General features: G+C 72.8%; 15 protein-coding genes. All 15 read right to left on the bottom strand.

Features of this window, described 5'->3' with window-relative positions; all coding sequences use genetic code 11:
- Window positions 1-60: 60 nt before the first annotated feature.
- Entirely contained in the window at window positions 61-831 is a 771-nt protein-coding gene (gene whiG / locus IE332_RS32660; protein ID WP_189923623.1) for an RNA polymerase sigma factor WhiG, read from the bottom strand.
- 672 nt (window positions 832-1,503) lie between these two features.
- Window positions 1,504-2,748, bottom strand: a complete 1,245-nt coding sequence (gene dprA / locus IE332_RS32655) for a DNA-processing protein DprA (RefSeq protein WP_189923565.1) — start codon at window positions 2,746-2,748, stop codon at window positions 1,504-1,506.
- Window positions 2,745-4,466: a YifB family Mg chelatase-like AAA ATPase gene (locus IE332_RS32650; RefSeq protein WP_189923557.1), complete on the bottom strand. Its 1,722-nt coding sequence runs from the start codon at window positions 4,464-4,466 to the stop codon at window positions 2,745-2,747. The genes dprA and IE332_RS32650 overlap by 4 nt, the downstream gene beginning before the upstream one ends.
- A 1-nt stretch (window position 4,467) precedes the next feature.
- Complete coding sequence (locus IE332_RS32645) at window positions 4,468-5,016, bottom strand: YraN family protein (RefSeq protein WP_189923555.1); 549 nt, start codon at window positions 5,014-5,016, stop codon at window positions 4,468-4,470.
- A gap of 168 nt (window positions 5,017-5,184) precedes the next feature.
- Window positions 5,185-5,511, bottom strand: a complete 327-nt coding sequence (locus tag IE332_RS32640; RefSeq protein WP_030056781.1) for a DUF2469 domain-containing protein — start codon at window positions 5,509-5,511, stop codon at window positions 5,185-5,187.
- Window positions 5,512-5,565: 54 nt separating this feature from the next.
- Window positions 5,566-6,039, bottom strand: coding sequence for an NUDIX hydrolase (locus tag IE332_RS32635; protein WP_189923553.1), 474 nt, complete (start codon window positions 6,037-6,039; stop codon window positions 5,566-5,568).
- A gap of 112 nt (window positions 6,040-6,151) precedes the next feature.
- A complete protein-coding gene (lepB, locus tag IE332_RS32630) occupies window positions 6,152-6,907 on the bottom strand; it encodes a signal peptidase I (RefSeq protein WP_189923550.1) in 756 nt (251 codons plus the stop codon).
- A 145-nt stretch (window positions 6,908-7,052) separates the two neighbouring features.
- Window positions 7,053-8,057: a signal peptidase I gene (lepB, locus tag IE332_RS32625; RefSeq protein WP_189923548.1), complete on the bottom strand. Its 1,005-nt coding sequence runs from the start codon at window positions 8,055-8,057 to the stop codon at window positions 7,053-7,055.
- Between the two features lie 242 nt (window positions 8,058-8,299).
- Complete coding sequence (gene lepB / locus IE332_RS32620; RefSeq protein ID WP_308437641.1) at window positions 8,300-9,079, bottom strand: signal peptidase I; 780 nt, start codon at window positions 9,077-9,079, stop codon at window positions 8,300-8,302.
- 232 nt (window positions 9,080-9,311) lie between these two features.
- Entirely contained in the window at window positions 9,312-9,959 is a 648-nt protein-coding gene (gene lepB, locus IE332_RS32615) for a signal peptidase I (RefSeq protein WP_308437640.1), read from the bottom strand.
- A 413-nt stretch (window positions 9,960-10,372) separates the two neighbouring features.
- Entirely contained in the window at window positions 10,373-10,723 is a 351-nt protein-coding gene (gene rplS / locus IE332_RS32610; protein WP_030306736.1) for a 50S ribosomal protein L19, read from the bottom strand.
- A gap of 154 nt (window positions 10,724-10,877) precedes the next feature.
- Entirely contained in the window at window positions 10,878-11,696 is an 819-nt protein-coding gene (gene trmD, locus IE332_RS32605) for a tRNA (guanosine(37)-N1)-methyltransferase TrmD (RefSeq protein ID WP_189923621.1), read from the bottom strand.
- A gap of 107 nt (window positions 11,697-11,803) precedes the next feature.
- Entirely contained in the window at window positions 11,804-12,394 is a 591-nt protein-coding gene (gene rimM / locus IE332_RS32600) for a ribosome maturation factor RimM (RefSeq protein WP_189923542.1), read from the bottom strand.
- 131 nt (window positions 12,395-12,525) lie between these two features.
- Entirely contained in the window at window positions 12,526-12,765 is a 240-nt protein-coding gene (locus tag IE332_RS32595; RefSeq protein WP_030056773.1) for an RNA-binding protein, read from the bottom strand.
- A 2-nt stretch (window positions 12,766-12,767) separates the two neighbouring features.
- On the bottom strand, window positions 12,768-13,196 hold the full coding sequence (gene rpsP, locus IE332_RS32590; RefSeq protein WP_189923540.1) for a 30S ribosomal protein S16: 429 nt from the start codon (window positions 13,194-13,196) through the stop codon (window positions 12,768-12,770).
- Between the last annotated feature and the right edge of the window lie 371 nt (window positions 13,197-13,567).

Here is a 13,567-nt window from a genome sequence, read left to right as displayed (position 1 = left end):
AGCGCCCGGCTGTCGACGGCCGGTCGCCGGTTGCCGGCTACCGACTCCCGGACCGGCGTGCTACCGGATGTCCGAGAGCTTGGCGCGCAGCTGGAGGACGGACTTGGTGTGGATCTGGCTCACCCGGCTCTCCGTCACCCCCAGCACCTGCCCGATCTCGGCGAGGGTGAGCCCCTCGTAGTAGTAGAGCGTCACCACGGTCTTCTCCCGTTCCGGGAGGGTGTTGACGGCCTGGGCCAGCAGCCTGCGGAGCTCGCGGTCCTCGGCCACCTCGACCGGGTTGTCCGCGCCGTGGTCCTCCAGGGTGTCCATCAGGCTCAGCCGGTCGCCGCCTTCCCCCACCGGGTGGAGCAACTCGTCCAGGGCCACCACGTTGGCGAGCGACAGCTGGCTGAAGATGGCGTGCAGGTCCTCGATCGCGATACCCATCTCGGCCGCGACCTCGGGGTCGTGCGGCGTCCGGCGCAGCCGGGCCTCCAGCGTCGCGTACGTCCGCTCGACCGCCTTCGCCTTCTGCCGGACCGAACGCGGGATCCAGTCCAGGGCGCGCAGCTCGTCGATGATCGCGCCGCGGATCCGGCTGATCGCATAGGTCTCGAACTTGATGGCGCGACCGATGTCGAACTTCTCGATCGCGTCGATCAGTCCGAAGACCCCGGAGGAGACGAAGTCCGCCTGCTCCACGTTGGAGGGCAGACCGACCCCGACCCGCCCCGCCACGTACTTGACGAGCGGTGAGTAGTGCAGGATCAGCTGCTCGCGCAGCCGCTGGTCGCCGGTCTCCTTGTAGGAGCGCCAGAGCTCTTCGAGCGCGCTGCGCCCCTGGGCCACGGCGCCCCGGCCGGCCTGCCCCGGGTCGGCGGAGGTGCCGGCGGGTGTGCCGGCGGCCGTGCTGGCGGAGGTGCCGGCGGAGGTGCCAGCGGCCGTGTCCGAGGAGGTGCCGACCGGAGTACCGGCGGAAGGGTCGGCAGGCCTGCCGGCGGAGGTGGCCGGGGGCGCGTCCGCCGCCGTGACCGCCGCCGTGTCGGTGAGCACGCCGGTGTGCGCGTCTGCGTGCGCGTCGGTCGGTGCGTCGGCGGCACCGTCCGTCTCCGCGCCCCGGGCCGCGTCGGCGGGCTGGCCTGGCACCACCGTCGGCCGGCCGCCCTGGCGCGACAGGCCGCCCATCGTCCCCGCCGGCTTGGGCGGGAACTCCGTTGCCGGGCGCCGCTCGGTCCGCGGCCCTCCCGAGGACCGAGCGCCACCGGTCACTCTGTGTCCGGGAATGTGTGTGGGCATGCGTTGGTCTGCGCCGTTCTGCCGAGTCATGTGCTGATAGGGAAGGCATGTGGAGCGTAGCGTGACCGACTCACTGCAAAGCGCTACCGCCACTCGGTCGTCCCCCGATCCGGTGGCGTTCACTCACCGGATCCGGCCACGCGAGCGGAAGAACCGGATCAGCAGGTCAGCCGGGCGGTCCGGACACGCCCTCCCAGGGCGCACACTCGTTCTCCGTCTTGACACTCACCTCCTCCGCACCATGCGCCAGTGCGCGCCGTGTCGCTCGACGTAGCCGAGCGAGCTCAACTCGTAGAGCCGCTGGAGCACTTCGTCCGGCGGGAGCCCCGACTGTCGGGCCAACCGCTCGACCGGCGCACCCTCCGCCGTCGCCGGTACGGCCTCCAGCACCCTGGCCACCGGCGGCTCCAGCAGATCCCGCGGCAGGACCGGACCGCTGCGCTGCGGGGCCAGATCGTCCCCGATCGCCCCGATCAGCTCGGTGATCTCGGCCGCGTCGGTGACCAGCGTGGCGCCGCCGCTGCGGATCAGGGCGTGCACCCCGGCCGAGAGCTCCGAGGTCACCGGGCCGGCGACACCCATGGTGTGGCGGTTGAGGTCCCGCGCCCGTCTGGCCGTACTCAGGGCCCCGCTGCGCACGGCCGCCTCGACCACCACGGTGCCGCGGGTGAGCGCCGCGATGACCCGGTTGCGGAGGACGAAGCGGAAGCGGTTCGGGTGCTCCCCCGGCGGGAGTTCACTCACCAGCAGGCCCTGGACGCCGATCCGCCTGATCAGCTCGGCGTTCCCCTTCGGGTAGGCGACGTCGACTCCGCAGGCGAGCACCGCGACCGTCATCCCGCCGACGGCGAGTGCCCCGCGGTGGACGGCCGCGTCGATCCCGTAGGCGGCGCCGGACACCACCACCCAACCGCGCTCGGCCAGTTGGGCCGCCAGCTCCCCGGCGACGTGGGCGCCGTAGGCCGTGCAGGCGCGGGAGCCCACCATCGCGACCGAGCGGAGCGCGAGCAGCCGCAGCGAGCCGGTGCCGACCGTCCAGAGCCCGATGGGCCGTCCGTCGCCCAGATCATCGAGTTGGCTGGGCCATTCCGTGTCCCCCGGAATGATGAACCGGCCACCGACGTGCCGTACCCGTTTCAGGTCCGTCTCCGGGTCCGGCCCCGGGAGTCTCGCCTGGTACCCGCTCAGCCGGGCGGCGTCCAGCCCGGGGTGGTCGGGGACCGCCCCGGTCCGGATCGCCTCGACCACGTCGACGGCAGGGAGCCGGGCGAGCCAGCGACCGATCACCGCGTCCCCGGGCTCGCCGAGACGGCTGAGCAGCGCGCGGGCGACGCGCTCGGCGTCGGGCGCCGCGGAGGCGCCGGTGGTGCCGGTGGTGCCGGCTCCGACCGCGGGCCCTCCGGCGGGCCCGGGCCCGACCCCGGCCCCGACGTCACCGTCTGTCCGCGGGTGCCGCAACAGCTGGTTCATGCCTCGCCCTCCGTGTTCTCCGCAGGTTCGTCACGCCCAGGCCGGCCGTCGTCCGGCCGACCGTCGTCCGGAGGGCCGTTGCGCTGGGCCGGGATGCCTCCGAGCCGACCGAAGACCCGTTCGGTCCACGGCAGCCCGTGCTCCACCCCGGTCCGCAGGACCAGGGCGGTGCGCATGTCCCGCTGGTCCGGCCGGTCGCGTCCGGCGAGGTCGGCGACCGTCCAGGCGACCCGGAGCACCCGGTCCAGGCCCCGGGCGGTCAGCAGCCCCCGCTCCAGCTGGCGCGCGACGTCGTTGAGCGCGCCGGACGCGAGCTGCCAGCGCGTGCGCAACTCGTGGCCCGGCACCTCCGCGTTGGTCCGCCACGGGGTGTTCGCCAGCCGGGCCGCCGCCCGCTCCCGTGCGGCCAGCACCCGGGCCGCGACGGTCTCGGTGGTCTCCGCCGAGGCGTCCCGCTCCATGAGTTCGACCCTCGTGACCGGCGAGACCTGCACCTGGAGGTCGACCCGGTCCAGCAGCGGCCCGGAGAGCCGCCCCTGGTAGCGGCTGACCATCGCCGGGGTGCACTCGCACCCCTCGCCCCGCCGTGAGTACCGCCCGCACGGGCACGGGTTGGCGGCCAGACAGAGGAGGAAGCGGGCCGGCAGCCGGAGCGACCCTGCCGAGCGGGCGATCACCACCTCGCCCGCCTCCAACGGCTGGCGCAGCGCGTCGAGCACCCGGACCGGGAACTCCGGCGCCTCGTCCAGGAACAGCACGCCCCGGTGGGCCAGCGAGACGGCGCCCGGTCTCGGCAGGCCGCTGCCGCCGCCGACGATCGCGGGCATCGTGGTGGAGTGGTGCGGGGCGCAGTAGGGCGCGGTGTCGATCAGCGGGCGCCCGGCCGGGAGCAGGCCCGCCACCGAGTGCACGGCGGTGACCTCCAGCGCCTCCTTCTGGGTCAGCGGCGGGAGCAGCGCGGGCAGCCGCTCCGCCAGCATGGTCTTGCCCGCACCCGGCGGCCCCTTCAGATAGAGGTGGTGCCCGCCGGCGGCGGCGATCTCCAGGGCCCGCCGCGCCTCGTACTGGCCGGCCACGTCGGCCATGTCGAGGCGGGCCGCCTTGTCGTCGGGCAGACCCCGCACGCTCGCGCTGGGCAGCATCAGCCCGGCCATCAGCGGATCCGGGCGGCCGCCGATCGGATCCGGCGGTTCCTCCGGCGGCGTCGCGCCGGTCAGGATCGCGACCAGCTGGCGCAGGCTGCGGACGCCGATGACCGTCACCCCGGGGACGAGCGAGGCCTCGGGAGCGGTCTGCTCGGCGACCACGACCCGCTGGTAGCCGGCGTCCGCGGCGGCCAGCACCGACGGCAGCACCCCGCGCACCGGCCGCACCCGGCCGTCCAGCCCCAGCTCGCCGATGATCAGCAGGTCGGCGATGGACGACGGGTCGAGCCGCTCGGCGGCGGCCAGCACGGCGCAGGCCACCGCGAGGTCGAAGCCGCTGCCGCTCTTGGGCACCGAGGCGGGGCTGAGGCCGACCGTCAGCTTGCGCTGCGGCCAGACCTCGCCACTGTTGACCAGTGCGGCGCGGACCCGGTCGCGGGCCTCGGTGAGCGCCTTGTCGGGCAGGCCGACCAGGGTGAACGCGGCCACCCCGGGCTCCAGATCGGCCTGGACCTCGACGACCACCCCGTCGACACCGACCAGTGCGACGGAACAGGTACGGGCGAAGGCCATCTCAGACCACCCCCCGCAGGTGGTCGACCAGGGCCGCACCCCGCGCCCGGTTGACCACGGCGACCAGGTCGATCCGCACCCCGCCCGGTGGGGCGGGGGGCCAGTGCGGATCCGTCGGCGCCGCGTCCTCGTCTGCGCCGGCCAGCCGGGCGAAGTGGCCGGGCCAGCGTTCGGCCATCCAGCGCTCGGCCAGGCGCTGCAGCCGGGCGGCCTTGGCCTGGTCGATGGCCTCGGTAGGCTGCTGGAAGCCCCGCTCGGAGCGGGTCTTCACCTCGCAGACCGCCACGGTGTCGCCGTCGAGGGCGACGATGTCCAGCTCGCCCTCGACGCAGCGCCAGTTGCGGTCCAGGATGCGGAGCCCGGCCTCCGTCAGGCGGCGGGCGGCGACCCGCTCCCCGTAGCGGCCGAGCCCGGTCCTGGTGTTGCGGTCCGGGACCGCCCGTGGCTTCTTCCCGGGTGCGGCCGTGTCCGGTACTGCCACGGCCGGCACTGCACCGGCCGGCGCGGCCGCGTTCGGTACGGCCTGGTCCTGCACGACGGTGTGCTGCATGGTGACCACCTCCGCCGAGGAGGCTGCCCCACCGCGCACGTCGCGGCCCGGAAATTCCCTTCGCCTGTGGATAACTCGGATCTGCGGAGAACTTCTGTCACCCGCAGGGGTGAGAGACCCCGCTCCCGCGATATTCGGCTGGACAACGCGGTACGGAGTCGTCCAACGTCAGTTCCCGAAGCCGGACTCGTCCGAGGGCAGCTCCAGATCGCTCTTCGCGAGTTCCTCGATGTTCACGTCCTTGAAGGTCAGCACCCGGACCTTGCGGACGAACCGGGCCGGCCGGTACATGTCCCAGACCCACGCATCCGCCATCGACACCTCGAAGAACACCTCGCCCTGGACCGAGTGCACCTGCAGCTCGTAGTCATTGGTGAGGTAGAACCGTCGCTCGGTCTCGATCACGTACTTGAACAGGCCGACGACGTCCCGGTACTCCCGGTAGAGCTTGAGCTCCATCTCGGTCTCGTACTTCTCGAGATCTTCGGCACTCATCCAGGCGTCCCCTCAATTGTCACGTCCACCCATTGTGGACCACCGCACCCACGGTCAGAGCCGTACCGGTTCCACCGGCGGGCCCTCGACCAGCAGCCGTTCCAGGAATTCCGCCAGGCCGGCCGGATAGACCGTCTCGGCGGTCCCCCTCAGTTCCTCGACCGTCCACCAGCGCACCGCCAGCAGCTGGGCGTGCTCGTCCGCGCCCATTCCCGAGTGGTCCAGCCCCGTGTCCGTGGTCCGGGCCAGGTGGAACCACTGCTCCTGCTCGTAGCGCTGTCCCCGAAAGGAGAACGACACCGTGCCGTACGCCACCAAGGGCCCCAGGTCCACACCTCGCAAGCCGGTCTCCTCCGCGAGCTCCCGCTCGGCGGCCTCGCGCACGTCCTCCCCCGCTTCCAAGCCGCCACCGGGCGTGAACCACCACGTCTCCCCGGGGACTGCCGGGTCGGCGCCCAGGAAGAGGAGGATGCGGTCCAGCCCGTCCAGCAGCAGGATCCGCGCCGCCCGGCGACGCTGTGCTGTCATGGCAGCGCTCCACGCTCCTTCCGTCCGCATCGGTGGTGCTACCGATCCTGCCACCCGGCGCGGCCGTCCGGGGCGATGTTCGGCAGAGCGGCCCGCGCCGCGACGGCCCCGTTCAGGAGCTGCGCCCCCGGCGCAGTCGGCGGGCCAGGCCCGCCACCCCGCCGACCGCCGAGGTCAGCAGGATCAGGGCGGCACCGGCGACGGTGGCGTAGGCGGCGGGTTCCAGCGGGCCCGGCTGCGACGCCCTCGGCCCCGTGAAGGCGTCGAAGGCCGTGCTCCGGTCGAGCAGGCCCGTCCGGCCGAAGGGCTTCAGGGTGGCCTCGACCCTGGCCTCGACGGCGTCGGCCGGGACGGTCCCGCCGTCGACCTCCAGGTGGGTGCGGGAGTCGAGCGAGCCGACCCGGTTGTCGCCGAGCAGGAACAGCCGGCCCTGCGGCACCGTCACGCTGAACGACTCGCCCTGGCGGCCCTGCGTCGCCAGGTAGGGCTCGTCGACCGGCTGTCCGTTGACCGTCAGCCGACGGTTGTCCCCGCTGGTGGCGACGGTGTCCCCGCCGACCGCGACCACGCGCTTGACCATGAGCTCGCCGCCCCAGGCCTGGTCCCGGAAGACCACGACGTCGCCCCGGCCGACGGCCGCGCCGTCGGTCTTGCGGGCGAGCACGGTGTCCCCGGCCTGCAGCGTCGGGTGCATCGAGGGGGTGGGGATGTTGTACGGCCGGTAGTCGATCGCGATGAGGGCGAACCCGCCGATCATCAGCACCAGCCCGAGCGCCAGCGCGACGCCCTGCAGCACCGCGGCGGGCCGACGGCGCTCACGGGCGGGCGCGACCGGGTGATCGGCCGTCTGCTCCACGACACTGCTCATCGTCACCGTCCACCTCTGGCCGACCGGAGAACACCACTGGCACGCCGGAGGCACCGGCGGGAATGCCGACGGGCCGTGGCACGTCCGAGCAGATTACTCGTCGGTACCACGGCCCGCGCAAGGGTCGGGGACGATCCGGTGGAGCTCAGGACTCCTGCCGGCGCTCCTTCCGGCCCCGCACCCGACGCACCAGCGGGAGCAGCGCGACGGCCCCCACCGCACCGGCCACGGGGGGCGCCATCGGCGCGGCCGCCGCCAGCCCCTTCTGGTCGAAGGTGCCCGGCACCGGCAGCGTCGACCAGTGGTCGATCGGCCAGGCCACCACGAAGGCGCGCCCGATCACGTTGTCCACCGGAACGGTGCCACCGCCCGGCTGGTCCATGTGGAAGCGGGAGTCCAGCGAGTTGGCGCGGTGGTCGCCCATCACCCAGATCCGGCCCTCGGGCACCTTGACCGGCGCGAAGGGGTGGTCACCGCAGGGGGTGTTGCCCTGGTAGACGTACGGCTCGTTGAGCGCGACGCCGTTGACCTTCACCGGTCCCTCGCCCTCGCACTCGACGGTGTCCCCGCCGACCGCGATGACCCGCTTGATCAGGTCCTTCTCGTTCGCGGAGGGCATCAGGCCGACGAAGCTGAGCACGTCCTGCACACCACGGACGAAGGAGTTGCTGCTCTGCGGGGTCGGCTCGTCGTTCAGCCAGCCGCCCGGGTCGTGGAACACCACGACCTCGCCGCGCTCGGGCTCGGCCCCGAACCACGGGGTCAGCTTGTCCACCAGGACGCGGTCGCCGACCTGCAACGTGTTCTGCATCGACTCCGACGGAATGGAGAACGCCTGGACGAAGAAGGTCTTGATCACGAGCGCGAGGATCAGCGCGATGCCGATCAGGATCGGCAGCTCCTTCCAGAAGGAGCGCTGCTTGCGCGGCTTGGCCGGCCCATCCGACTCCGACCCGTCCGCCGGCCCGGTCTCCGGGTGCGAGGGTTCCGGCGAGTCCTCGGCCCCGGTGCCCTGCTCGTCGGCGGTCTGGGCCGCGGCGTCGTCGACCGCGGCCGAGGGCGCCGACGGCTCGGCGGACCGGGCCGCCCGACGGCCTGGGCCCTCGGGCTCTCCGGCGCCCGAGCGGGCGCCGATCACCAAATCCCCCACAACGTCTCCTCCCTGCTGTGCGGACGCCCGCGCGCCCGCGCTCAGAGTGCCGCACAGCGGGCACCACGCTCGCCACGACCATGAACGCATCAGGGTTGCCCACCGCGGGCTCCCCTGACACCAGCACAGCCTCGGCGCACGGCCGGGACCACTCCCGGCCGCACCTGCACTTCTCTATCACTCCAGGGCATCCGGCTCGCGGTCCCACACGCGAGGCCCGGCCGGTCAGCGGCCTGCGAGGCTCACTCCGGAGGCCGCCCCGGCCGGCGTACGACAAGCGGAAGGATGCCCAACACACCCATAACGAGCGGGGGTTCCATCGGAACCGGCCCAACGCCCACGGATTCCGCGGCAGTTCCACCGGCCTGCGGAGCCGGGGCGAGAGAGGAGAGTGAACCCGGCACATCGAGTTGATGGAAGCGGTCCAGCGGCCAGGCGATGACGAACGCGCGACCGACCACGCCGCTCAGCGGAATCGTGCCCTGGCCCGGATTGCCCATGTGGAAGCGGGAGTCGGCGGAGACGTCCCGGTGGTCGCCCATGACCCACAGCCGGCCTTTCGGCACCTTCACCTTGAAGGGCTGCCGGGACGGCGGGTTGCCGGGCGCGAGGTAGGTCTCGTCCACCGGGTGGCCGTTGACGCTGAGCCGCCCCTGAGCGTCGCAGCACTCGACGGTGTCCCCGCCGACGCCGATCACCCGCTTGATCAGGTCCTGCTCGTTGTCGGACGGCAGCAGCCCGACGAAGGTCAGCACGTGCTTGGCCCCGCCCAGCACCGGGCCGTCGTCGGAGCGCTTGCGGTCGCTCTCCAGCCAGCCGCCCGGGTCCTTGAACACCACCACGTCGCCGCGCTGCGGCTCGCTGCCGAACCAGGGGGTCAACTTGTCCACCAGCACCCGGTCGCCGATCCGGATGGTCTGCTCCATCGAGCCCGAGGGGATCACGAACACCTGGATCAGGAAGGTCTTCATCACCAGCGCCACCAACAGGGCGACCAGGATGATCAGCGGCACTTCGCGCACCAGCGACCGCTTGCGCCGACGGGCCGCCCGTCGGGCGCTGCGACGACGATCGGCCCGGCCGCGCACGGGCGGGACCGCGGCGGGACCGGTGCCCTCCGCCCCGGGGCCGGCGCCCTCCGTGCCGCGATCGGCGCCACTCGCGCCCGTGCCACCCTCGCCAGTGCTACCCGACCCCGTGCCACCCGCCCGCGGGCGGGCCGGCTCGCGGGACGGGCGGTCGGCGAGCCGCCCTCTACCTCTGGTCCCCATGACCACCCGTCCCCGCAGTCACGGCGAAGGCCGCCGGCCGGTCCAGACCGGTCCAGCGCGAGAACGGGTAGACCACCCAGTCCGCCCGGCCGATCACCTTCTCCTCGGGCACGAAGCCGCCACCCGGCTCGCCGAGGTGGTCGCGGGAGTCCCTGGAGGCGCTGCGGTGGTCCCCCATCACCCACAGCTCACCGGTCGGCACCACCACGTCGAAGGCGACGCTCGACGGGTCGTCCCCCGGGGAGAGGTAGGACGTCTCGTCCACCGGCACGCCGTTGACCGTGATCGGCGCCCCCGGGCCGGTGCTGGTCACCCGGTCCCCGCCGACCCCGATCACGCGCTTGACGTAGAGGGTGTCCCCGGCCGGGGCCAGCCCGAGGTCCCGGGCGAGCGACCGAGCGCCGTCCCAGAAGCCGGTCGGCTTCGCCGACTCCCGCAGGAAGGAGCCCGTCCCGTCGAAGACCACGATGTCGCCCCGCTGGGGGTGGCCGCCGAAGGCGTACGCCAACTGGTTCGCGATCAGCCGGTCGCCCGGACGCAGGGTGTCCTCCATCGACCCGGAGGGCACCGAGAACGGGCGCGCGACGAAGGCGTTCACCAGGAGCAGGGCCGCCAGGCAGATCCCCACCAACAGCAGGAGGTCACGCGAGCGCGAGTGGCCGGGCCGGCCGGACTTCTGGTCCTCCTGCTCCGGGCCCTCGGCCTCGTCCGGATCGCCGACCGGATCCGCAACCGGATCACCAACGGAATCACCGGCCCGGTCGCCGGTCCGGTCGCCGGTCCGGTCGCCGGCCGGCTCACTGTCCCGATCGCCAGCCCGCTCACGGCCCCGCTCCGGGCTCTCGGCGGCGGCACCGGAAGCGACCCCGGAACCCACTCCGGAAACGACCGCGGACCGCGACAGCGAGTCCGCACCGGTCGGTGCGGGACTGCCGTCGCGGTCCGCGGGTGGTTCGTGCGTGCTCATCGGGGGGTGAGCTTACCGTGCGGCCGTTCGGCCCCCCGAAGAACTCCGGTCCCCCGGCGAGGCCGGGGGTCGGTGGATCAGCGGTCGCGCTTCTCCTTGATCTTCGCGGCCTTGCCGCGGAGGTCACGCAGGTAGTACAGCTTGGCGCGGCGAACCGCACCGCGGGTCACGACCTCGATCTTCTCGACGACCGGGGTGTGCACCGGGAAGGTGCGCTCCACGCCGACGTTGAAGCTGACCTTGCGAACGGTGAAGGTCTCACCGATGCCGGCGCCGTGGCGGCGGATGACGACGCCCTGGAAGACCTGGACACGGGAGCGGTTGCCCTCGATGACCCGGACGTGAACCTTCAGGGTGTCACCGGCGCGGAAGGCCGGGATGTCGCTACGCAGCGAGGCCGCGTCGACAGCAGCGAGCTTGTTGCTCATGGTGCTCTCCATCGCAGGCGCCACGGGCCGCCCACGGAAAGTCGTCACAATGGGGTTTGCTGCGGGCCGCATCGGCTGACGACGATCCCCCCGTGGCGAGGGCGCCGGTCCACGTGCCCCCTACGGGAGGGGACCAGCGACAGACAGCAGCGGCCTATTCTTCCACATCACCGGCCGCGGACCGAAATCGGCCGAGCCGCTCGTCCCAGGCGAGACCGAGGATGCTGAGCGCCTCCCGGTCCTTCTTGTCGAAGGAGCCGTACTGCCAGCGCTCGACCAGGTCGGGCCGGTTGGACAGGGTGCGGGCGAAGGCCTGCTCGCGCCGCCAGCGGGCGATCCGGCCGTGGTTGCCGCTGAGCAGCACGTCCGGCACGGTCCGGCCGCGCCACTCGGCGGGCTTGGTGTACACCGGGCCCTCCAGCAGGTCGGCCATCGCGCCGGGCGCGAAGGAGTCGTCGCGGTGGGACTCGGCGTTGCCGAGCACCCCGGGCAGCAGCCGGGCGATCGCCTCGACCATCACCAGCACCGCGACCTCGCCGCCGGCCAGCACGTAGTCGCCGATCGAGGCCTCGACCACCGGCATCCGGGTGGCCGCTTCCTCGATCACCCGGCGGTCGATGCCCTCGTACCGCGCGGGGGTGAAGGCCAGCCAGGGGCGGCCGGCCAGCTCCTGGGCGAGCTCCTGGGTGAACGGGCGCCCGCTCGGGGTCGGCACGACCAGCGTGGGCAGTTCACCCTCGGGCCCGCCGGCGACCACCGCGTCCAGCGCCTCGCCCCACGGCTCCGGCTTCATCACCATGCCGGGGCCGCCGCCGTACGGGCTGTCGTCCACCGTGCGGTGCACGTCGTGGGTCCACTCGCGCAGGTCGTGGACGTGCACGTCCAGCTGGCCGCGCGCCCGGGCCTTGCCGACCAGCGAGATGTTCAGCGGCTCCAGGTACTCCGGGAAGATCGAGACGACGTCGATCCGCATGCCGCTCTGCACCCCACCGGCCTGCACGCCACCCGCCTGCGCGTCACCCGCCTGCACCTCACCGGCCTGCGTCTCGTCGCCCTGCACGCCGCCGTTCCCCTCGACGGTCACTCCGACTCCTCCGGGCCCTCGGCACCCTCCGCGCCCTCGGCTCCTTCGGCCGCGGACGTGCCGGCGACGTCGGCCTGCTCCGGGTCGATCAGCCCGGGCGGCGGGGTGATCACCGCGCGCTGGTTCTCCAGGTCGATGGTCGGCACGATCTGGGTGACGAAGGGCACGAGCACCTCCGTCCCGTCGGGCTTCTCCACCGTGAGCAGGTCCTGGTACGGCAGGTGGAGGACCTCGGTGAGTTCACCGACCAGGGTGCCGTCGAGCAGCACCACGTCCAGGCCGATCAGCTGGTGGTCGTAGTACTCCTCCGGGTCGTCGGGGCGCTCCTCCGGGTCGACCTCGGCGATCAGCAGGGTGCCCCGGAGGGCCTCGGCCGCGTTGCGGTCCTTGACGCCCGCGAAGCGCAGCAGCAGCCGGCCGCTGTGCACCCGGCCGGACTCGACGGTCAGCGGCCCGGCCGATCCGGGGTCGGTGAGCAGGACGGCACCCGGGCCGAGCCGGAGCTCCGGCTCGTCGGTGCGGACCTCGACACTGACGTCCCCCCTGATGCCGTGGGCACGGCCGATCTTGCCGACGACGAGCTGCACGGTGATCGTTCTCCTGGAGTTCCTGGTGGGGCGGTGCGGGGAGTGGGGTGGTGCGGGAAACGAGAAAGGCCGACCGGGACGACATGCGTCCCGGTCGGCCCCAAGCCCTGACGGCTGAACGAGCAGCTACGTCAGCGGATGTTGTCCACGTCGACCAGGTCGACCCGGACGTTGCGACCGCCGAGGGCGCCGACCACGGTGCGCAGAGCGCGAGCCGTGCGGCCGCCCCGGCCGATCACCTTGCCGAGGTCATCGGGGTGCACTCGCACCTCGATGGTGTTCCCCCGACGCAGGTTGCGCGAGCGCACCTGCACCTCGTCGGGGTGCTCGACGATGCCCTTCACCAGGTGGTCGAGGGCGTCCTCGATCACGCTCAGGCCTCGACGGCGGCGTCGGCCTCAGCCTCGACCTTGTCCGACTTCTTGGCCTTCGGGGTGATGGCGACACCGGTGGTGGCGTCCTCGAAGCCGGCGACGGCCTTCGCGAACAGGTGCGAGAAGTCCTCGACCTTGGGCTCCGCGACCAGCAGCGGGGCCGGGGCCGGCAGGCCCTTGTACTTCTGCCAGTCGCCGGTCAGCTTCAGGATGGCGAGCACCGGCTCGGTCGGCTGGGCGCCGACGGACAGCCAGTACTGGGCGCGCTCGCTGTCGACCTCGATCTTCGAGGGGTTGTAGGTCGGCTGGTAGATGCCGATCTCCTCGATCGCGCGACCGTCACGCTTGGTGCGCGAGTCGGCGACGACGATGCGGTAGTGCGGGGAGCGAATCTTGCCGAGACGCTTGAGCTTGATCTTGACTGCCACGGGAGTGGATTCTCCTGGTGTTGACGTGGGTGAGCGGGCTCGCCTCCGCGTGGGGTTGCGGGGCGGACCGTTCAGGGGACACGCCAGCCGTAGGAGAGAGGGGTCCTGCTCGGCTGCCGAGTACTCAGCTGTCCATTCTGCCATACCGGCGCGAGCCGCCCGCACGCGGACCCCGGGGGTGATCAGGGTCCCGACCGGGGGCGTCAGGGCCGGGCCGGGTGGCGATCAGGGTCCGACCGGGAGCCCCCGCCCCCGGTCCAACCCACGGACTGACCGTCGTACTGCGCTGCCGTTTATCGCTGTCCTGCTGTTACCGCTGTCCTGCCGTTTACCGCTGTCCTGCTGTTACCGCTGTCCTGCCGTTTACCGCT

The organism is Kitasatospora xanthocidica (genome assembly GCF_014656195.1).
Taxonomy (GTDB): domain Bacteria; phylum Actinomycetota; class Actinomycetes; order Streptomycetales; family Streptomycetaceae; genus Kitasatospora; species Kitasatospora xanthocidica.
This window is presented reverse-complemented; position numbering and strand designations above follow the sequence as displayed.

What these genes read in the sequence shown, in the direction of transcription:
- dprA (WP_189923565.1), bottom strand. Translation starts at nt 2,748, where the DNA reads ATGAACCAGCTGTTGCGGCACCCGCGGACAGACGGTGACGTCGGGGCC.
- IE332_RS32650 (WP_189923557.1), bottom strand. Translation starts at nt 4,466, where the DNA reads ATGGCCTTCGCCCGTACCTGTTCCGTCGCACTGGTCGGTGTCGACGGG.
- IE332_RS32645 (WP_189923555.1), bottom strand. Translation starts at nt 5,016, where the DNA reads ATGCAGCACACCGTCGTGCAGGACCAGGCCGTACCGAACGCGGCCGCG.
- IE332_RS32640 (WP_030056781.1), bottom strand. Translation starts at nt 5,511, where the DNA reads ATGAGTGCCGAAGATCTCGAGAAGTACGAGACCGAGATGGAGCTCAAG.
- IE332_RS32635 (WP_189923553.1), bottom strand. Translation starts at nt 6,039, where the DNA reads ATGACAGCACAGCGTCGCCGGGCGGCGCGGATCCTGCTGCTGGACGGG.
- lepB (WP_189923550.1), bottom strand. Translation starts at nt 6,907, where the DNA reads ATGAGCAGTGTCGTGGAGCAGACGGCCGATCACCCGGTCGCGCCCGCC.
- rplS (WP_030306736.1), bottom strand. Translation starts at nt 10,723, where the DNA reads ATGAGCAACAAGCTCGCTGCTGTCGACGCGGCCTCGCTGCGTAGCGAC.
- trmD (WP_189923621.1), bottom strand. Translation starts at nt 11,696, where the DNA reads ATGCGGATCGACGTCGTCTCGATCTTCCCGGAGTACCTGGAGCCGCTG.